The organism is Micromonospora sp. DT231 (assembly GCF_049847025.1).
Taxonomy (GTDB): domain Bacteria; phylum Actinomycetota; class Actinomycetes; order Mycobacteriales; family Micromonosporaceae; genus Micromonospora.
The window spans coordinates 203,296-221,977 of the sequence record NZ_JBNCNO010000004.1 but is presented as its reverse complement, the minus strand read 5'-3'; the positions used below and the strand labels follow the sequence as shown (position 1 = coordinate 221,977).

Genomic DNA, 18,682 nt, shown 5'->3' with positions numbered 1-18,682 from the left:
ATGGCACGCGAGACACCCGCCGACGACCTGCGCCTGGTCGGCCTCACCAAGCGGTTCGGCACGTCCACCGCGGTCGACGACCTCACCCGGACCGTCGGGGCGGGCTCGTTCTTCGCGCTGCTCGGCCCGTCCGGCTGCGGCAAGACCACCACGCTGCGGATGGTCGCCGGGCTGGAGGAGCCGACAAGCGGCCAGGTGTTGCTCGGTGATCGCGACATCACCCGACTGCGACCGTACAAGCGGCCCATCAACACCGTCTTCCAGAGCTACGCGCTCTTTCCGCACCTCACCGTCTTCGAGAACGTCGCCTTCGGGCTGCGTCGACGCGGCATCCGCTCGGTCGACGGCGAGGTCCGGCGGATGCTGTCGTTGGTGCAGCTCGACGGCTACGGCAGCCGCCGGCCGGCCCAGCTCTCCGGCGGCCAGCAGCAACGGGTCGCGCTTGCCCGCGCGCTCGTCAACCGGCCGCGGGTCCTCCTGCTCGACGAGCCGCTGGGTGCCCTGGACCTGAAGCTGCGCCGGCAGATGCAGATCGAGCTGAAGCGGATCCAGACCGAGGTCGGCATCACCTTCGTGCACGTCACCCACGACCAGGAGGAGGCCCTGACCATGGCCGACACCGTCGCGGTGATGCACGACGGACGGATCGAGCAACAGGGCACGCCGGCCGACCTCTACGAGCTTCCCGCCACCGCGTTCGTGGCGAACTTCCTCGGCCAGTCCAACCTGCTCGCCGGCGACGCCACAGGCGTCAGCGGCGACGACGTCGCGGTGACGGCGCACGGCAGCCGCTTCTCGGTGCCCGCCGGCCGGGCCCGGTCCGACCACGGTCCGGTCCACCTGGGGGTACGCCCGGAGAAGCTGATTCTGGTCGGCTCCGCCGACCAGGTGCCCGCTGGGCATCAGCACGTCACCGGTGTGGTCACCGACGCGTCCTACCTGGGGGTCAGCACGCAGTACCTGCTGCGTACCGGCTGGGGCGCCGAGCTGTCGGTCTTCGCGGCCAACAGCGGGACGTCGACGCCGGTGGCGGTCGGCGGCGAGGCCGTGGCGTACTGGGATCCGCGGCACGCGTTCCTGCTGCCCCGCGCCCCCGGGGGCACCGACCGGACGTCGTCGGTGCGCGACGAGCCGGTCGGCACGTCGTCGTGACCCTCCCGTCGCCGACACGAGCGGGGCAGGCGTCGCCGGCAGCCCGGTCCGGGTGGCGTCGGCTCCTGCCGTACCTCCTGGTGTTGCCCGGGGTGGCCTGGCTGTTCGTCTTCTTCGGTGTGCCGCTGGTGCAGCTCGCGGCGGCCAGCCTGTACGACCCCGGCGGCTCGCTCTCCACCGGGTACGCGATGGCCTGGGCGTTCGGTAACTACCCGGACGTGGTGCAGGCGTACTGGCCGCAGTTGCTGCGCTCGTTCGGCTACGCCGGGCTGGCCCTGGTGTTGGCGCTGCTGCTGGGCTACCCGCTGGCGTACGCGATCGCGCAGAAGGCCGGGCGGTGGAAGAACCTGCTGCTGGTGTGCGTGGTCGCGCCGATGTTCACCAGCTTCCTGGTCCGGACGCTGGCCTGGAAGACCATCCTGTCGGACAACGGCGCGCTCGTCGGTCTGCTGCGCGACGTGCACCTGCTCGCACCGCAGGGTCGGCTGCTGGCCACGCCGTTCGCGGTGGTGCTCGGCCTGACGTACAACTTCCTGCCGTTCCTGGTGCTGCCGCTGTACGCGAGCCTGGAGCGGCTCGACCACCGGTTGCTGGAGGCGGCCGGCGACCTGTACGCGAGCGGAGCGCAGGCGTTCCGCCGGGTGACCCTGCCGCTGTCCCGGCCCGGCCTGGTCGCCGGAGCGCTGCTGTTCTTCATCCCGGCCAGCGGCGACTACATCAACGCCGAACTGCTCGGCACCCCCAACGAGTACATGATCGGCAACGTCGTCGACTCGGCGTTCCTGGTCCGGTTGGACTACCCGCAGGGTGCCGCGCTGTCGTTCCTGCTGATGGCGGCGATCCTCGCGGTGGTCTTCGCCCATCTGCGCCGGGCCGGCACGGAGGAGGTGTGGTGAGCGCGCGGAGTACGGCGCGGCGGAGCCCCGCGGTCGCGAACGGAAGGCGGCTCTGATGAGGGTGTCGCGGTGGTTGGCGGACCGCTGGGTGCTGATCGTGGCGCTGCTGGTGCTCGGCTACCTGGCGCTGCCGGTCCTGGTGGTGGCCGGTCTGTCGTTCAACCGGCCGTCGAGCCGGCTGTCGTACGACTTCAACGAGTTCACCCTGGACAACTGGCGGCGGCCGTGCGCCACGTCGGACATGTGTGACGCGGTGCTGCGGAGCGTACAGATCGGGTTCCTGGCCACAGTGGTCGCCACCGTGCTCGGCACCCTGCTGGCGTTCGCGTTGGTCCGGCACCGCCTTCGCGGCCGGTCCGGAGTCAACGCGCTGATCTTCCTGTCGATGGCCACCCCGGAGCTGGTGATGGGCACGTCGCTGTTGGCGCTCTTCGTGTCCGCCGGGGTGCCGCAGGGCTTCTGGAGCATCGTGATCGCGCACGTGACGTTCTGCGTGTCGTTCGTGGTGGTCACCGTGAAGGCGCGGCTGGCCGGCATGGACCGGCGGCTGGAGGAGGCCGCCATGGATCTCTACGCCAACGAGTGGCAGACCTTCCGGAGGATCACCCTGCCGTTGGTGCTGCCCGGCATCGTGGCCGCCGCGCTGCTGGCCTTCTCGCTCAGCTTCGACGACTTCATCGTCACGAACTTCAACGCCGGCACCACTGTCACGTTCCCGATGTACGTCTGGGGCGCTGCCCAGCGGGGCATCCCACCACAGGTGAACGTCATCGGCACCGCGATGTTCGCAATCGCGCTGATACTGACCGGGCTAGGTGCGCTGCGGGCTCGCCGCCCCACAACCTGACCCACCCACCCACCTCTTCGCGCGATCTTGCACTTTCTGTGCTCCCATACTTCTTCTATCGGGCATTTCGTCAACAGAAAGTGCAAGATCGAGAGGGCGTGAGGGGTGGGGTAGCACGGGGGTGGGTGGGGTGGGGTTTATCCACAGGGGCAATTGTTTTCCACAGGTGGGCCGTGGTGGGCTTATCTGGGGGCGGGCGTCAGTCAGCCTGAATGTGTGGCAACTCAGTTGTGGCGTACTGACGGGCTCATGCAGAAGCTCACGATGGGGCGGATCCGTAGCCAGCTCGATCGTGAGGAACTGTTGCGAGTGCGTCGGGGGGTTTACGCCGACCGACCCTGCGGCGACGATGACGAACTGCGTGCCCTGCTGCTCCGCCTGCCCGAAGGGGCCATGCTGGCCAGGCAGAGTGCCGCGCGCCGGCACGGCTTCGGTGTGCTCCGGGATGACCTGATCCACATCCAGTTGCCCGCAGGGGTGTCGAAGCCCCGTCTGCCCGGGGTCGTCGTACACCGGACGGTCCTATCCACCCGGCCAGCCCTCGTCAAAGGGATGCCGTGCGTGCCGGCGGCCCGTTGCGCGGTCGACCTGGCGCGCGCCGTTCGGCGGCTCGACGCCCTGCCGGTACTCGATGCCGCGCTCCGCTCCGGTGTGGTCAGCCAGGACGATCTGCTGGCGGAGGTCTCGGTTCACGCTGCGCTGCGTGGTGTCCAACAGGCTCGGAACCTCGTATCGCTCGCCGACGGCCGGGCGGAGTGCCGGCAGGAGAGCCAACTGCGACTGATTCTGCTCGATGCGGGGCTGCCGCCTCCCGAGCCGCAGCTATGGGTGACCGATCGACACGGCGGCCGTCGCTACCGGTTGGATCTGGCCTATCGCGAGCGTCGGGTCGGCATCGAGTACGACGGACTGTCGCATCTGGACCGTGATCGACTCCGGTACGACCGGGAGCGGGTCAACTGGCTGGATGCAGCGGGCTGGCGGATGCGCTACTTCACCGACCGTGACCTCTACCGCCGCCCCCAATACATCAGCGCCACCATCCGCGCAGCCCTCTCGTAACCCTCCCGCCCCCTGCCCGCCCCTCCCAGCCCTCCCCTCCCAGCCCGCCCCTCCCCGCCCTCCTGCGCGATCTTGCACTTTCTGTGCCGACAATGGCCATAAATAAGACATCTGGGCAACACAAAGTGCAAGATCGGCGGACCGGATTGCGGGCGGGGCCGGGCGGGGCACGGCGGGGCGCAGGGAGGTGTGGCTTGGGTCACTTGGGTTGTTGGCGGCGTGGTTTGGGGGACGGACGGGCTCGGACGGCGCGGACGGGGAGGAAGCCGGCGGGGTCTGGCTTGCGGTGGGTTGACCGCTGGACGTTCGCGTGGAGGATGGCTGCGGCGGGTGCTTACAGAACCCTTAACCCGGGCCTGCGACGGTATGCCGGGGCAGGCCGAACTCGGGGGAGCGGAAAACGTGCGGGTGCTGGTGGCGGACGACGAGCGGTTGTTGGCGGACATGGTGGCCGAAGGGCTGCGCCGCCTGTCGATGGCCGTCGACGTCTGCTACGACGGCGACGGCGCGCTGGAGCGGATCGGGGTGCACCGCTACGACGTCGCGGTGCTGGACCGGGACATGCCCGGACACACCGGCGACGAGGTGTGCCGCAGCATCGCCGAGTCACAGGTCGGCACCCGGGTGCTGCTGCTCACCGCGGCGGCCGGTATCCGGGACCGGGTGGAGGGTCTCGGGCTCGGTGCGGACGACTACCTGACCAAGCCGTTCGCCTTCGCCGAGTTGGTGGCCCGGGTGCAGGCCCTCGGTCGACGGTCCACCCCGGCGCTGCCGCCGGTGCTCAGCCAGGACGGCCTGACGCTTGACGTGGGCCGGCACGTGGCTACCCGCGACGGCCGGCCGCTCACCCTCAGCCCGAAGGAGTTCGCCGTGCTGCACGTGCTGCTGCGCGCCGAAGGGCAGGTGGTCAGCGCCGAGGAGTTGTTGGAGCAGGCCTGGGACGAGTTCGCCGACCCGTTCACCAACGCGGTACGGGTCACCGTGATGACTCTCCGGAAGAAGCTCGGCGATCCGACGATCATCCACACGGTTCCCAAGGCCGGCTACCGGATCGGCGGTACGGCGTGACCTGGACGCCGCGACGTCGGGTGCTGCTCGTGGGCCTGTTGGCACTGCTGGCCGGGCCGGTGCTGCCGACGATGGGCAAGTGGCTGACCGGGGTGACCTGGGACTGGGGGCAGCAGTTCTGCGACGTGCCGCTGCCCGGGCTCAGCACGGTGTGTGCCGAGGTGCGGCCGGGGGCGTTCGTGCTGCCCCTGGTGGCCGTCCTGCTCGTGACCGTGGCGGTCCTGGTGGCGCTCTGGTTCGGCGCGGTGTGGTGCCTGCGCCCGGTGCGTGACCTGGCCGGGCCGATCGGGCACGTCGGGCCGCAGAACCTCGGTCACCGGATCCGCCCTCGGGGGCGCGACGAGTTGGCCCGGCTGTCCCGGGCGATCGACGAGATGATGGAACGCATCTCCGCCGGGTACGAGGGGCAGCGGCGGTTCGCCGCGAACGCCTCGCACGAGCTGCGTACCCCGCTGGCGGTGCAGCGGACGCTCATCGAGGTCGGCATGGCTCGGGCGCTCTCCGCCGAGCAGTTGGAGCTGCTGACCGCCCAACTGTTGGAGACCAACGAGCGCAACGAACGGCTGATCGAGGGCCTGCTCGCGCTCAGCGAGAGTGACCAGGGTCTGCGCTCGCGGATACCGCAGCGCCTCGACGCGATCGTCGAGGCGGTGCTCGCCGGGTACCAGGACCGCGCCCGGGAGGCCGAGGTCACCATCGACACCTATCTCGCGCGCCGGGTCGTGGTCGGCGAGCGGGTGCTGCTGGAGCGCCTGGTCAGCAACCTGGTGGAGAACGGGATCAAGTACAACCGGCGGGGCGGCTCGCTGACCGTCGCGGTGAGCGGGGTGCCCGCGCTGTCCGTGGTCAACACCGGTCAGCCCGTACCGGCCGAGGCGGTGGCCGGTCTCTTCGAGCCGTTCCGCCGGCTCGCCCGGGACCGCACCTCGCAGGGCGGAGGCGCCGGTCTGGGACTGGCCATCGCCCGCTCGATCACCCAGGCGCACGACGGGATCATCGCGGCCCGGCCCGCCGAGCACGGGGGCCTCCGGGTCGACGTCCAACTACCCACTGTGACCTAACGCTTCACCACCGTTTCCCGGGTCCGCGTACCTGCGGCTCCGACCCGTGGTGTGCCCGAAAGGAGAAACCGATGTCACGCACCGTTGCCCAGGTCCGGGCCGACGTGGAGGAGGCCGCCCGCTGGCTCACCGGCCGCGTGGTCCGGACACCCGTGCTCCGGTCCCCGGTGATCGACGGACTGGCCGGGGCGCGCGTCCTGTTCAAGGCGGAGAACCTCCAGGACGGCGGCTCGTACAAGATGCGCGGAGCGCTGCGGGCGGTGGGCCGGCTCGCCGCGGCCGGCCACACCGGGGTGATCGCGCAGAGCACCGGCAACCACGCGGTGGCGGTGGCGTTGGCAGCCCGGCAGCACGGGATCGCGGCGACTGTCGTGCTGCCCGTCGACGCGGCACCGACGAAGGTCGACCGGGCCCGTGCGGCGGGCGCGCGCGTGGTGTTCGCCGGCACCGACGTCGAGGAACGGGTGGCGGTGGCCAACGGGCTGCACGACGAGAGCGGTCACCCGGTCGTCGACGCGTACGACCACCCGGACGTGATCGCCGGGCAGGGCACCGCCAGCCTCGAACTGATCGAGGAGGCCGAGCGCGCCGGCACACCGTTGGACACGCTCGTCGTACCGGTGGGTGGTGGTGGCGGGGTCGCGGGCGCCTGCCTGGCCGCCGCCGGCAGGGGCATCGAGGTGTACGGCGTGGAACCGGTCGGCTGTGACTCGCTCGCCCGCAGCCTGGCGACCGGTACGCGCGTCCCGGTCACGCCGGTGCCCACGATCGCGGACGGGTTGCGGCCGTCCTGCGTGGGTGAGCTGCCGTTCGCGATCGTGCGGAACGCGCTGCGCGGCGTCGTCCGGGTCGACGACGACGAGATCGGGGCGGCGTTCCGGCTGATCCTGACGGAGCTGAGGGTGCTCGCCGAGCCGTCCGGGGCGGCCGGCCTGGCCGGTGCGCTCCGCCTCGGCCCCGGAGCTGGTCGGCTGCGGACGGTCGGGGTGGTGCTGACCGGTGGGAACGTGGAGCCGGCGCTGGTGGCCCGGTTGCTGGCCCCGCCGCCCGCCGAGCTGCCGACAGCGGAAGCGGTGGCGGCGTGAGCGCGCCGACGCGGATCGGAATCCTGTTCGGTGGACCGTCGGCGGAGCACGAGGTGTCCTGCGCGTCCGCGCTCGGGGTGGCCCGGGCGCTGGGCGGCGGCGGTTACCGCACGCTCGCCATCGGCGTCACCCGCAGCGGTGGTTTTCGGCTGATGCCCGACGCGCTGCTGGCGGAGTTGCGGGACCGGCCGGCCGGCGAGCGGGCCATCGACGACCGCCTGCTGGTGACCGGCCCGGCCGTCGAGTTGCGGGCCGGTCCGCGTCCGGGCGTCGTGCAGGTGTGCGCGGGTAACGCACCCGGCGCGGTGCACGCCGAACTGGACGTGGTCTTCCCGGTGCTGCACGGCCCGTTCGGTGAGGACGGCGTGGTGCAGGGCCTGCTGGAGTCACTGAACGTGCCGTACGTCGGGTGCGGCATCCTCGCCTCCGCGGTGGGCATGAACAAGGTGGCGATGAAGCGGGCGCTGCGTGCTGAGGGCATCCCGGTCACCCCGTACGTGGCGTTCGACGCGCACACCTACCGGGCGGCCGACGACCCGGAGAAGCTTGTCGTCGGGTTGCGCCGGCCGCTCTACGTGAAACCCGCGAACATGGGCTCGTCGATCGGCATCACCCGGGTCGGTGAGGGCGACGACCTGGCCGCAGCCGTGCAGGAGGCGCTTCGCCATGACCAGCTCGTCATGGTCGAGCAGGGGGTCACCGGCCGGGAGTTGGAGTGCGCGGTGCTCGGTGGCTGGCGTCCCGAGGCGTCGGCGGTGGGCGAGGTGCGGGTCGCCGGTGGCTGGTTCGACTACCAGCAGAAGTACTTCGGCGACGCCGACCCGATGATCGTCCCCGCCGTGCTGCCGGACGAGGTGACCGCGCGGGTCCGCGAGCTGTCGCTGCGCGCGTTCGCCGCGATCGGCGGCTGGGGTCTGGCCCGGGTGGACTTCTTCTACGACGAGGGGAGCGGTGAGCTGTACGTCAACGAACTGAACACCATGCCCGGATTCACCGCCCACTCGATGTATCCGAAGGTGTGGGCAGCCGTCGGTGTCGGGTACCGGGAGGTGGTGGATCGGCTCGTCGAGTTGGGCCGTACCCGGCATGCGGAACGGGCCGCGATCACCGGGGGGAGCGTCCGATGATCCTGCTGTCCGACCCCCGGGTGGCGGCGGTGCGCAGCGCCGACGACGGCGACCCCCTGCTGGACCTGCGGAAGCTGCCGGACCTGCGGCTCGACGGCCGCGCGGCCGACGCCGGCGGGGCGTACGCCCGACTGCGCGCCGCGGTGGTGGACCGCCTGCTGGCCGCGCAGCGTGCCCTGCCGGCCGGGATGCGCCTGCTCGTGGTCGAGGGTTACCGGCCGTACCGGGCGCAGTTGGCCATCTTCACCGGCTACCGGGACGAGCTGCGCCGACGACACCCGGACTGGTCCCCGCAGCGGCTGCACCGGGAGACCACCAAGTTCGTCTCGCCGGTCGAGGTGGCCCCGCACAGCACCGGCGGGGCGGTGGACCTGACGCTGTGCACCGACGACGGTGTGGAACTCGACCTCGGCACGGCCATCGACGCGACCCCGGAGGACAGCGACGACGCCTGTTTCACCGACGCGCCCACGATCTCCGCCACGGCCCGGCGGCACCGGCAGATCCTGGTGGACGCCCTCGGCGGCGCCGGGATGGTGAACTACCCGACCGAGTGGTGGCACTGGTCGTACGGCGACCGCTACTGGGCGCTGATCACCGGGGCGCCGTGCACCCGGTACGGGCCGGTGGATCTGGCCGCCGCACGATCGGTGCCCGTTCCGGCTGAACGGTAGGGCGCTCCCGTCCGTACCAGGGGAGGAAGGACACCACCGAGGACGGGAATGACGGCGATGAGGGTGCAGCGCAGGCACGTGCTGGCAGCGACCGTGGCGGTGCTCGCCGCGGCGGGTGTGGCGGTGGGGACGAACCTCGGCTTCGCCGACACCGCCCCGGCACGGTCGAGCGTCTGCTCCGGCTCGGTCACCTTCTCGGCGGAGGGCGGTGCGCCGGCGGCGACAAGCGACCGTTTCCCGGTGGGCACCCGGCTGCGGGTGACAAACCTGGACAACAACCGGGCGACCACGGTGACGGTGACCGGCCCGTCGGGCAGTTGTGTGCTGCTCAACGCGGCAGCCATGGAGCTGGTCCGGGAGCCGGGCAAGAACGTGATCCGCCGCAACGTGGTGGAGCGGTTGGACGGTGGGGCGCCGCCGGCCGGGCAGGCGACAGCCGGCACGATCCGCCCCGGTGCGGCGTCCCCCGGAGCGCCGGGTACGGCTCCCCGGTCGGCGTGCTCCGGGTCGATCACCTTCTTCGCCGAGGGTGGCGTGCCGGCGGCGACCAGCGGCCAGTTCCCGGTGGGTACGCGGCTGCGGGTGACAAATCTGGACAACAACCGGGCGACCACGGTGACGGTGACCGGCCCGTCGGGCAGTTGTGTGCTGCTCAACTCCGCCGCGATGGACCAGATCCGGGAGCCCGGCAAGAACCTCGTCCGCCGCAACACGGTCGAGGTGCTCCGCTGAGGTAGCCGCCTCAGTCGGACTGCCAGGTGCCGTCGTCGCGGACCCGGGCGGGGGCGCGGCCGAGCAGCAGCGTGGTCAGTGCCGCGTCGATGGTGTCGCCGAGGAACCATTCGCCGCCCTGATCGAGGGCGAAGACCCGGCCGCGCTCGTCCACCGCCAGGATGCTGTCCTGTTGTTCGGTGCCGATCGGGAAGAGTCGTACGCCCAGCACCGCCCCGAAGTCCGCGAGGGTGTCGGCGGTGTGCGCGATGGTGTGCGGGCGGATGTCGAACCGGGAGATCCACACCTGCTCGCCCCGACCGCGTCGGGCACCGACCAGGCTGGGAAACGCGGTGAGCGCCTCGACGGCGGCGGGGAAGACCACGTGCTGGTGGGTCGCCCCCCGCACCGCGGTGACGTCCCGGACGGCGGCGGCAGCCATGATCTGGTCCCCGATGTGCGGTCGCCAACCGGCCGCCACCAGCGCGTTGGCGACCTCCGCCGGGAAGCGGCCAGGATCAGGGTCGGGCTCGGCCGGGGCGCGCCAGGTCTCGGTGTACGCCCGGGCGGACTCCGGCAGGACGTTGGCGCGCACCAGGAACGTGATGCACGAGTCGCAGGGCAGGTCGGCGGGGCCGCCGGCCGGGTCACCCGGCTCCCGGACCCGGAAGATCTCGAACCGGGCATCCGCCAGCAGTGCCGCCGCCTCGGCCCGCCCCATCGGCGCGATGCCCTCGGCAGCGCGCCGGTGGTCGTACTCGTGCAGCACGTCGGAGACCACGATCAGCTCGGCGTGGGCCTCGCCCCCGCGGACGAGGTCGCCGGGAGGTAACTGGTCGAGGTAGGTGCGGACCAGCGGATGATGGTTCAGCGGGACGTCCGCACTGGTGCCCTGGGCCGTCCAGATCCGCCCTTCGAGGGTCAGGTGCGCGGTGGTGTTCGGGGTGGCGATCCGATGGATCTCCCGGACCAGCAGACTCGACGGGTCGACGGTGCGGGGAGCGGTCGGCCCGGCCGGCTGACTGCGGCGGTACAGATCCGCCACCATCTCGCTCGGCACCCGCGGCCAGGTGGTGACCCTGCCGCTCTGCTTGTCGATGACAGTCGTCGGCAGGTCCCCGGGGACCGTGCGTGCCTCGACGGGGACGACGGACGTGATGACGAAGCCGAGGTCGAACTCGTCGACCATCGCGGTGCACTCGTGGCCGAGGCGCTGCGAGTCGCGGCGGGCCCAGGTGGCGGCGAGCTGCTCGGCCTGTTGACGGTCGATCACGCACTGAAACTACCGGACTACACGGATCGATGGCAGCCGGTATGGTGCTGCTCTACCGACGGTGACGGGAGGAGCGGCGGTGAGCGAACACGTGGACCGGCACGCCAACCGCGAGCTACGGGCCCGATTCGACGACGTGTACGGGCAGTACCAGCAGCTCAGGTCCGGTTTGGACAGTCTGCAGACGCGCCTCGCCGAGCTGCGGGTGACCCGGCGGTCGGCCGACGGCCAGGTGACGGCCACCGTGGGCGCCCAGGGCCAGTTGATCGAGGTCGAGCTGACGCCGGCCGTCTACCGCGAGCGGGACGCCGGTGCGCTCGGCCGAAAAATCACCGAAACGATCCGGGCCGCCGCGACCGCCGCCGCAGACGCCACCCGCGACCTCGTCGCCGAGGTCATGCCGGCCGGCTCCGGGTCGGCGGACTTCCTGCGCACCGGGGACTACGCCACGTTGCTCGGCCGGGCCGACACCGTTCTCGGCAGGGGTCCGGGGCAGCCATGACCGACGGACAGCTCTGGCTCGATCCGCCCCGGACCCGCCGCGGCGGTGCCGACCTGGCGCTCGCTGGTGAGGCGGTAACGGCCCGTCGAGCGGCGGAAGGCGGTGCGATCGAGGCCGCCAGCGACGCCCGGCCGTGGGGTCGCGACGACATCGGCGCCGCGTTCGAGCGCAACTACCGCGGGTTCGAGCAGACCGTGCTGCGGGCCTGGGCGGGCGTCGGGCACCGGCTCACCGAGTTGGGCAGCGACGTGGTCCGCGCCGTCGATGCGAGTGTGCAGACCGACGGGGCCAGCGCCGCCCGGCTCGGTCGGGCCGCCGACAGGCGCTGACGGCCGGCGACCGCGATGAGTGTGCTGCCGAGCCCGATCCCGCACCCGCTGGACCACGCACCCTGGGACGTGCCGGGCTGGATCTACGAGGCCCTCGACTGGGTGGTCGGTGTGCAGTGGCCGGAGGGCAACGAACGGGCCGTCTGGGACCTCGCCGACAGGTGGTACGCGGTTGCCGGCGTCCTCTCCGGCCCGTACACCGATGCCGCCACCGCCGCCGCCGAGGTGCGCGACGGGTACGGCGGCGTCGGGGCGGTCGACGCGGCCTTCGAGGCGGCCTGGCGGGGGATCGCCGAGGGTGCGGACGCCCCGTTGCCCGTGCTGCTCGCGGTCACCGCCGATCTGGGCCGGCTGGTCGAGGAGTGCGGCTGCGACATCGAGGGCGCCAAGCTGGAGGTCTGGATCGAGCTGGGCATCCTCGTCGTCGAGCTGCTCTCGGTGGCGGTCGCGGCGGTGCTCACCGCCGGTGCGGCAAGCCCGGCGGCCGGTGCGGCCATCACCGCGACCCGGCTGCTGGTCCAACAGATCTTCAAGCGGCTGATGGGCCAACTCGCGGGCAAATCCCTCAAACACGGCCTCAAGGAGGCCGGCGAGCGGGCGGCCAAGGAGGTCGCCCGGGATGGCGTGCGCGGTTTCACCAGGCGGGCCGCCCGGGAAGGGGTGGAGGAAGCCGCCGAGGAGGCCGGGGTCACCCTGGCCACCCAGGCGTACCAGAACTCCACCGGGCGGGCCCACGGCCTGGACCTGACCGACCTCGGCGCGTCGACGGTCGGTGGCCTCGCCGGCGGGGCGGCGGCGCCACTGGCCGGTCTGGGCCGGCGCGCGACCGGGCGGGTGGCGCGCGTCGGGGAGCACCTGGGGCGGGAGATGACCGGCGAGGTGCTCGCCGACAGCGCCGCGAGCCTGGCCACCGGTCAGGGCCTGACCTCCATGGAGGACGTGGCACGCGCCGCCGCGTCCGGTGCCACCGGTTCGGCCACCGGGCAGACCGACCACGCGTTACGCGCCCGGCTCGACGCGCAGGCAAACGCCCTCACCGGGGCGTCCTTCACGGGCCCTTCCCTGCCTCCCGTGGCACCTGTCGCCGGCGATCCGTCCGCCTCGGGGGCGTTCCCTTCGGCCTCGGGGGCGCCACCATCCGCCTCGGGGGCGTTCCCGGCCGAGGCTTCGGCGGGTATGGCCGGGGCGGGCTCGTCCGCGGTGGGCGCGGGTGCGGCGGCTTCGAGTGGCCTGCCCTCGGCTCCGGGCGTTCCGGTGCAGGCGACGCCCGTCGCGGCCACGTCGTCACCGGATCCCGTGCTGCCGTCACGTGCCGACCCGCCGGGCGTGCCCGCGACTCAGGCGACGGCACTGCCGCCCGCCACCGCGTCCGACCTGCACAGCACATCCGATGTGGACGGTGTCGACCGTTCGCCGCGCCCGCCCGAGCCGATGTCGTCGGCGGACGGACCGCTCCTCCGGGAGGCCAGCGCCACACCCCCGCTCACGGCCGATCCGACGCCGCCCGCGGCGGCCACCGAGCCGAGGCCGTCCCCGGTGGCAGCTCCCGGGGTCTCGTCGTCGGTCGCTCCCGGGCTGCCGTCGGCGGTTGCTCCCGGGGTCTCACCGGTGGTCGCTCCCGTGCCGTCGGCGGTTGTTCCCGGCGTCTCGCCGGTGGCGGCTCCCGGGGTCCCGCCGGTGGTCGCTCCCGGGCTCTCGTCCGTGGCCGCACCCGTGGCCCCGACCTTGGGGCCGGCCGGCGGACCGGCCACCGCGCCGGGGCACATCGGCAACCCACCGCACACCACCGCCTCCGGCCCGGTCGCCTGGCCGCCGTCGACGGCCACGCCAGCGCCGCCGACCACCGCCGGCCCGACACCCCCGGCCACCGTCGCCATCCCCACGGCGGGGCCAACGCCCGCCCCGGCGCGGGAGCGGCGCGGGGTTGATCATCCGGCCCGGGGCACGGCGTCAGTTTCGGTCGACGTCGTGGCGTTCGGCGATCCGGTGACGTCCACGACCGAGACCATCGACTGGTACGCCGCGCAGTGGGCCGCCGAGGCGGAAGCCGCCGAGCGGCGGCGCTACCAGGGCCACTACCAAACGCAGCGGACCGGGTTCGAGCGCAATCGCCGCCAGGCCGAGGCCACCCGACTGCGCGCCCGGGCCGCCGAGCACGATCGCCGGGCCATCGAGTACGCCACCTACGCCCGCCAACTGCACCAGGCTGGTCACCGACAGTGGGCCGACGGCTGGCAGCGGGCCGCGAACGACGAGACACGCGCGTACGCCCAGTGGCGTGACCTGGCGGAGGCGGTGCTGGCCGGCACCACGGCGCCCCCGGTCGTGGACATCGAAGCGAACTCCTTCGAACACGCCAACAGGGACGTCGGCGCGCTCGCGCTCGGGGCGGTGGAGACCTCCGGTCCGTCCCGCCTCACCGGCGACGACATACCCCCGCCGATCGACGACTCGCGGCCCTACGGACGGCCAGGAGGACTGCGTCCGCCGCTCGCCCTGCACCAGGTCGACGTCGAACGGCAGATGCCCCGCGAGCCGGACGGCACCGTCACACGCACCGCCGACCCCCGCCGGGGCGGCTGGTTCCGGCTGCTGAACGACGGAGGTCCCACGGCCGACGCCACCCGGGGCATCAACTGCCTGGACTGCACGCTGTCGATGTTCGAAACCTGGGTGCACGGGCGGCCGCGGGTGTCGGCGCCGCGTACCTTCGACGGCTACCTGGACGGGGACATCAGGCGCCCGATCCGTGGCGAGGCAGGCGGCCCGGGCCGGGTCGAGGACGCGACGGGTGGGCGCTTCCAACAACTCCTCGCCCCACCATCCGGGCAACGCCCGTACACCGAACAGGCGCGGCAGGCCGCCGACCGGGGCTACCGCAACCTGCACGACCACCTGTTGTTGGGCGGCCACGGCAGCTACGCGTTCCTGGTCACCGAGTGGCCGCACGGCGGTTCGCACGCGTGGGTGGCGCTCAACCAGAACGGCACCGTGCTCTACGTGGACCCGCAGAACGCGGTGGTCCGCGACCGGCCGCTGTATCCCGACGTGGTCGGCATCGACGCGCTGGTGCTCAGTGGTGACGGCCGGCCGATGCCGCTCGGCCGCCTACCCCGGGGCCGGTTCAGCGAGCGGCCCGACCTGCCCGACCACCCTTCGGCAGACGACGACGGCGGCCACGGTGACCCCTACATCAACCGGATGTATCTCCTGCTGGACGGCCCAGGTTCGGCGAACGCGGGTGACCGCGGGCCCACCGAGGACCCCGGCGCTGTCGTGCGGCAGCCGTCGACGGGTGACGACCCGGCCCGGGTCGTCTCGATGGCTGCCAGTCTGGACGAGATCTTCACAGCCGGAGTGAGTCCGGCCGAGTTCGCGACAGTGGTCGACACGCCTAGCCTCCGTCGGCTGGTCCCGGAGCTGGACGACGCTTCGGCGCGGGACGTGGTGCGGCTGTTCGCCGACGGTCGGGTCCGCGACATGCTCGACAGCGCTCGGCGGGAGCCGCCCGTGGACGAGCCAGAACTGGCCGAGAGCCTGACCCGGCAACTGGTGCGGCATCCAGATTTGGCGCGCATGATCCTGTCCACGCCCGAACTCGCGAACTCGCTGACCGCGCGCCCGTTGACCCTCTATCACCTGGCCGGTCACCAGCAGGCCATCGACGTCCTCGCCGAGGTGCTCGACGACGTCGCCCAGCAAGAAGCTGCGGGCCTGCAGACGGCTGGCCGGGATTTACCTCGGCCAGAGCCGACTCCCCTTACCGACGAACAGCTCAGGATCAGTGCCAGCATCCAGGTGCGTCGGGGGCCGGTCGCGCAGGCGGGATTCGATGACCTCCGGCGCGGTGACGATGCCTACCGTGGGCGCTACCTCGATGATCTCTACGCGTCTGCGGCCGTGGCGCAGGCCGAACTGAATCAGCTAGCGCTATCCCTCTCTGACGTCGACGGCCTTCGTGTTGGGAAACCCGGCTGGCGTCCCCAGCCCAAGGACCGGCGTCGAGCAGAGGACAAGGTGAACAAGAATCAGGGCGATGTGTCGAAGTTGCTCGACCTCGCGGCCGCGAAGGTCGAGTTCCGCAACCTCGACGATCTCTACGCCGCGCTGGGCCGGATCAAGGGCCACCGAGGCGTCGTCGTCGTGAGCTGTGAAGATCGGTTCGTGACACCAATGAGTAGTGGCTACCGGGACGTACAAATGGTGCTGCGGATGCGCAACGGTCATTTGGCCGAATTCCGCCTACACTTGGCCGCACTTGACGCTGTCGCGGAGTGGGAGCATGTGCTCTATGAGGTGCGACGTGATGTGGAAGCCCTTGCCGAGGCGGAGGGCCGACCTCTCACGTCTCGGGAGCGAGCAATCACAGACGGCGTTCGTCTTCGCGAGCAACGGCTATTTTGGCAGGCTTTGCAGTCGACCTTCGAGGAGAAGTCTGGATGACCGAGATGCCTGGCTTGGTACTCCCCGCTTATTATCTCTACTACCAGTCGCCGGTGAAAATTGTCGAAACTCCTGATGGTGGTGCCCGAGTCTGGCGAGTTTCTATCGATTCCGGCGGATGGCACGAAAAGAATGACATCTTCGTCGAAATAACGCTAGGTGTCGGCGGCGATATCTTCCGCCGTACCGCAGAGGATTTCGTGCAGGAGGTCGAGGCATACCGGGCTCATTACCTCAAGGGTGACGGGCCTATCTTCGCGCTCTATGACGCTGTGAGGTCAATCGAGGATCTCGCAGACTCCGAGGCTCGTCACGAGACTCCACGTGAACAGGCCATCATTCGTGGCATTCGGCAGCGGACGTTTGTCATGTTCGAGGAGCAGCTCCGCGCGGCGGGCGATCCTGGCGCGGACCCCGAGATAGCGAGGGCGAAGTAGGCATGCCCCACGGATCCACGGCCGAAAGGGCGGGTCGGTGATGACCGAAGGGTTGGACGCTCGGTTGGTACGGGCGCAGGAGTGTTACAACCTGGCGGTCTTCGGCGGTGACGCGCAGTCGTTGGACGAGGCGGAGCGGGATCTCAGCGCGCTGGACGCCGATGTGGCGCTGGCCGGGGGAAGCTCCTGCATGCCCGTTTCCTCGACACCGGGTTCGAGGACGCGGCTGAACTGCCGCTGTTCGAGCGGGCGGCCGGGCTCTACCGGGAATTGGGCGACGCCCGAGGTGAGGGTGAGTCGCTCTTCTGGGTGGGCACGGTCCACCAGGTGATTCGGCAGGACCAGGCGACCGCCGAGCCCTTCTTCGCTCGGGCCCGAGAGTTGGCCGCCACAGCGGGGGATCAACTGACGCTGTCGTACGTACTGCGGCACCTCTGCTTCGGAGGGCGGGCCGCCGGTCGCGTTGACGCGGCGCGGGAGTTGCTGACCGAGTCGACCCGGCTGCGCCGGGACCTCGATTTCACTCCGGGAGTCGCGGCCAACCTGATTGGTATGGCGGCCCTCTCCACGGACGACGGCGATCGGGAGACTGCCCGTGCGTTGCTCGACGAGGCGGCTGGGCTCGCGGCCGAAAGCGGCGCGCGTGGGGTTGGCACGTGGATCGAAGAGGCCCGCGACGGTTTGGGCCTTACCTGACGGTGAGGTTGCCGCTGTTGTGCGAAGTGGACAGCGTCTGTGGAAGCCGACCGGGTCGAATAGCATCGACGGATGGCGAGTTCCGACCCGCAGAGCGGCAAGTCCAACCTCTGGGCCTGGCCGGTTGGCATCCTGATCGGCTTGGCGATCGGCATCCCCTCGTTCGGCTCGACCGGGGGCGTGGCCTTTGGAGTGGCCCTCGGCATAGCCTTCGCGATCGCTTTCGGCGCGACGAAGGGGCGAACCGACGACGACCCTGCGAAGGGTGGCCCGGACGGTGGTGCCGCCGCTGGGGACGGCGCCGAAGGTCGCCGACGAGGGTGATCGACTCGGGTTCGGTGATGTCGGGGCATTCACCGCCCCGGGACAGGCCGACATCAATGACGTCGAGCGGATCATCGCCGACGCCGACGCCGACGCCGACGCCGACGCCGACGCCGACGCCGACGCCGACGCCGACGCCGACGCCGACGCCAGTGGCGGCGGCCAGGACGGCTGCGGCGGGTGACTCGGTGGGGCCGGGCAGTGTTGCCGAGGCGGTGGCCGTACAGGAGGAGTTGCGGCCGTTGGTCGACCTGGTCGGGCCGGGGCCGAGCGCGCCGGAGACGGTGGCCGGCCTGGACGTCGCGTACTCGCAGGGCGGTGACCTGCTGGCGGCGGCCGTGACGGTGCTGGATGCCCGGACGTTGGTGGTGGTGGACTCGGCGGTAAGTGTGGGGCGGCCGGCGTTCGGCTATGTGCCCGGGCTGTTCGCCTTCCGTGAGTTGCCGGCGCTGCTCAGCGCGCTGGACCGCCTGGCCACGGTCCCGGATCTGCTGGTGTGCGACGGGCACGGGCTGGCGCACCCGCGTCGGTTCGGGCTCGCCTGCCACCTCGGGGTGGTCACCGGTCTGCCCGCGATCGGGGTGGGCAAGACGCCGCTGATCGGGACGTGGGATCCGCCGGCCACCGAGCGGGGTGCCTGGTCGCCGTTGCGGGACGGCGGTGACGTCGTCGGCCGGGTGCTTCGGACCCGGGACGGCGTGAAGCCAGTCTTCGTCAGCGTCGGCCATCGGATGAGCCTGGAGAACGCGACCGCGCAGGTGCTCGCGCTGACCCCGCGGTTCCGACTACCGGAGAGCACCCGCACCGCCGACCGACTCTGCCGCGACGCCCTCGCCCGCGCCGAGCACCCGCACTGACCGCCGGGGACACCCCGCCTGCCCGGACCGAGAGCCCCCGACTGCCCGGGCCTGGCCCACCGCCCGGGCCTGGCCCACCGCCCGGGCCTGGCCCACCGCCCGGGCCTGGCCCACCGCCCGGGCCTGGCCCACCGCCCG

General features: G+C 71.7%; 18 protein-coding genes. 17 read left to right on the top strand and 1 reads right to left on the bottom strand.

From position 1 onward, the window contains the following. The 10 genes from ACPXBU_RS12475 to ACPXBU_RS12430 all read left to right on the top strand — a co-directional run bounded on the left by ACPXBU_RS12475 (nucleotide 1) and on the right by ACPXBU_RS12430 (nucleotide 9,704). Nucleotides 1-1,152, top strand: coding sequence for an ABC transporter ATP-binding protein (locus tag ACPXBU_RS12475; RefSeq protein WP_425758156.1), 1,152 nt, complete (start codon nucleotides 1-3; stop codon nucleotides 1,150-1,152). After that, complete coding sequence (locus ACPXBU_RS12470) at nucleotides 1,149-2,048, top strand: ABC transporter permease (protein WP_393366639.1); 900 nt, start codon at nucleotides 1,149-1,151, stop codon at nucleotides 2,046-2,048. The genes ACPXBU_RS12475 and ACPXBU_RS12470 overlap by 4 nt, the downstream gene beginning before the upstream one ends. A gap of 55 nt (nucleotides 2,049-2,103) precedes the next feature. Next, complete coding sequence (locus tag ACPXBU_RS12465; protein WP_425758155.1) at nucleotides 2,104-2,895, top strand: ABC transporter permease; 792 nt, start codon at nucleotides 2,104-2,106, stop codon at nucleotides 2,893-2,895. A 249-nt stretch (nucleotides 2,896-3,144) separates the two neighbouring features. After that, nucleotides 3,145-3,957: an endonuclease domain-containing protein gene (locus ACPXBU_RS12460; protein WP_425758154.1), complete on the top strand. Its 813-nt coding sequence runs from the start codon at nucleotides 3,145-3,147 to the stop codon at nucleotides 3,955-3,957. Nucleotides 3,958-4,359: 402 nt separating this feature from the next. Further along, nucleotides 4,360-5,025, top strand: a complete 666-nt coding sequence (locus tag ACPXBU_RS12455) for a response regulator transcription factor (RefSeq protein WP_393366645.1) — start codon at nucleotides 4,360-4,362, stop codon at nucleotides 5,023-5,025. After that, nucleotides 5,022-6,086, top strand: coding sequence for a sensor histidine kinase (locus ACPXBU_RS12450; protein ID WP_425758153.1), 1,065 nt, complete (start codon nucleotides 5,022-5,024; stop codon nucleotides 6,084-6,086). Before ACPXBU_RS12455 ends, ACPXBU_RS12450 begins: the two co-directional genes overlap by 4 nt. Before the next feature lie 71 nt (nucleotides 6,087-6,157). Beyond that, on the top strand, nucleotides 6,158-7,171 hold the full coding sequence (locus ACPXBU_RS12445; protein WP_425758152.1) for a threonine ammonia-lyase: 1,014 nt from the start codon (nucleotides 6,158-6,160) through the stop codon (nucleotides 7,169-7,171). Beyond that, nucleotides 7,168-8,298 (top strand): D-alanine--D-alanine ligase family protein, encoded by a 1,131-nt coding sequence (locus ACPXBU_RS12440; protein WP_393366651.1) that lies wholly within the window; start codon nucleotides 7,168-7,170, stop codon nucleotides 8,296-8,298. The genes ACPXBU_RS12445 and ACPXBU_RS12440 overlap by 4 nt, the downstream gene beginning before the upstream one ends. Beyond that, nucleotides 8,295-8,972, top strand: a complete 678-nt coding sequence (locus ACPXBU_RS12435) for a M15 family metallopeptidase (RefSeq protein ID WP_425758151.1) — start codon at nucleotides 8,295-8,297, stop codon at nucleotides 8,970-8,972. The genes ACPXBU_RS12440 and ACPXBU_RS12435 overlap by 4 nt, the downstream gene beginning before the upstream one ends. Nucleotides 8,973-9,020: 48 nt before the next feature. Beyond that, on the top strand, nucleotides 9,021-9,704 hold the full coding sequence (locus ACPXBU_RS12430) for a hypothetical protein (protein ID WP_425758150.1): 684 nt from the start codon (nucleotides 9,021-9,023) through the stop codon (nucleotides 9,702-9,704). 10 nt (nucleotides 9,705-9,714) lie between these two features. On the opposite strand, the gene ACPXBU_RS12425 is transcribed toward ACPXBU_RS12430, so the two are convergent. Continuing rightward, a complete protein-coding gene (locus ACPXBU_RS12425) occupies nucleotides 9,715-10,956 on the bottom strand; it encodes an SUKH-3 domain-containing protein (protein ID WP_425758149.1) in 1,242 nt (413 codons plus the stop codon). Nucleotides 10,957-11,035: 79 nt separating this feature from the next. Here ACPXBU_RS12425 and ACPXBU_RS12420 point away from each other — a divergent pair, with 79 nt between their 5' ends. The 7 genes from ACPXBU_RS12420 (at nucleotide 11,036) to ACPXBU_RS12390 (ending at nucleotide 18,544) form a co-directional block, all read left to right on the top strand. Next, nucleotides 11,036-11,458: a YbaB/EbfC family nucleoid-associated protein gene (locus tag ACPXBU_RS12420; RefSeq protein WP_425758148.1), complete on the top strand. Its 423-nt coding sequence runs from the start codon at nucleotides 11,036-11,038 to the stop codon at nucleotides 11,456-11,458. Beyond that, the gene (locus ACPXBU_RS12415) at nucleotides 11,455-11,787 is read left to right on the top strand and encodes a hypothetical protein (RefSeq protein ID WP_425758147.1); all 333 of its coding nucleotides are present in this window, start codon (nucleotides 11,455-11,457) and stop codon (nucleotides 11,785-11,787) included. The genes ACPXBU_RS12420 and ACPXBU_RS12415 overlap by 4 nt, the downstream gene beginning before the upstream one ends. A 15-nt stretch (nucleotides 11,788-11,802) precedes the next feature. Further along, nucleotides 11,803-16,230 (top strand): toxin glutamine deamidase domain-containing protein, encoded by a 4,428-nt coding sequence (locus ACPXBU_RS12410; RefSeq protein ID WP_425758146.1) that lies wholly within the window; start codon nucleotides 11,803-11,805, stop codon nucleotides 16,228-16,230. After that, a complete protein-coding gene (locus tag ACPXBU_RS12405) occupies nucleotides 16,227-16,667 on the top strand; it encodes a hypothetical protein (protein ID WP_425758145.1) in 441 nt (146 codons plus the stop codon). The genes ACPXBU_RS12410 and ACPXBU_RS12405 overlap by 4 nt, the downstream gene beginning before the upstream one ends. 327 nt (nucleotides 16,668-16,994) lie before the next feature. Next, entirely contained in the window at nucleotides 16,995-17,363 is a 369-nt protein-coding gene (locus tag ACPXBU_RS12400) for a hypothetical protein (RefSeq protein ID WP_425758144.1), read from the top strand. Nucleotides 17,364-17,628: 265 nt separating this feature from the next. Then, the gene (locus tag ACPXBU_RS12395) at nucleotides 17,629-17,871 is read left to right on the top strand and encodes a hypothetical protein (protein WP_425758143.1); all 243 of its coding nucleotides are present in this window, start codon (nucleotides 17,629-17,631) and stop codon (nucleotides 17,869-17,871) included. Between the two features lie 4 nt (nucleotides 17,872-17,875). Beyond that, nucleotides 17,876-18,544 carry an endonuclease V gene (locus tag ACPXBU_RS12390; RefSeq protein ID WP_425758142.1) on the top strand — a complete coding sequence of 223 codons (669 nt, stop codon included), beginning with the start codon at nucleotides 17,876-17,878 and terminating at the stop codon, nucleotides 18,542-18,544. Nucleotides 18,545-18,682 lie beyond the last annotated feature (138 nt).

Excerpts from the sequence above, each read along its gene's own strand:
- ACPXBU_RS12465 (WP_425758155.1), top strand. The coding sequence starts at position 2,104 with ATGAGGGTGTCGCGGTGGTTGGCGGACCGCTGGGTGCTGATCGTGGCG.
- ACPXBU_RS12475 (WP_425758156.1), top strand. The coding sequence starts at position 1 with ATGGCACGCGAGACACCCGCCGACGACCTGCGCCTGGTCGGCCTCACC.
- ACPXBU_RS12460 (WP_425758154.1), top strand. The coding sequence starts at position 3,145 with ATGCAGAAGCTCACGATGGGGCGGATCCGTAGCCAGCTCGATCGTGAG.
- ACPXBU_RS12405 (WP_425758145.1), top strand. The coding sequence starts at position 16,227 with ATGACCGAGATGCCTGGCTTGGTACTCCCCGCTTATTATCTCTACTAC.
- ACPXBU_RS12430 (WP_425758150.1), top strand. The coding sequence starts at position 9,021 with ATGACGGCGATGAGGGTGCAGCGCAGGCACGTGCTGGCAGCGACCGTG.
- ACPXBU_RS12410 (WP_425758146.1), top strand. The coding sequence starts at position 11,803 with ATGAGTGTGCTGCCGAGCCCGATCCCGCACCCGCTGGACCACGCACCC.
- ACPXBU_RS12435 (WP_425758151.1), top strand. The coding sequence starts at position 8,295 with ATGATCCTGCTGTCCGACCCCCGGGTGGCGGCGGTGCGCAGCGCCGAC.
- ACPXBU_RS12445 (WP_425758152.1), top strand. The coding sequence starts at position 6,158 with ATGTCACGCACCGTTGCCCAGGTCCGGGCCGACGTGGAGGAGGCCGCC.
- ACPXBU_RS12415 (WP_425758147.1), top strand. The coding sequence starts at position 11,455 with ATGACCGACGGACAGCTCTGGCTCGATCCGCCCCGGACCCGCCGCGGC.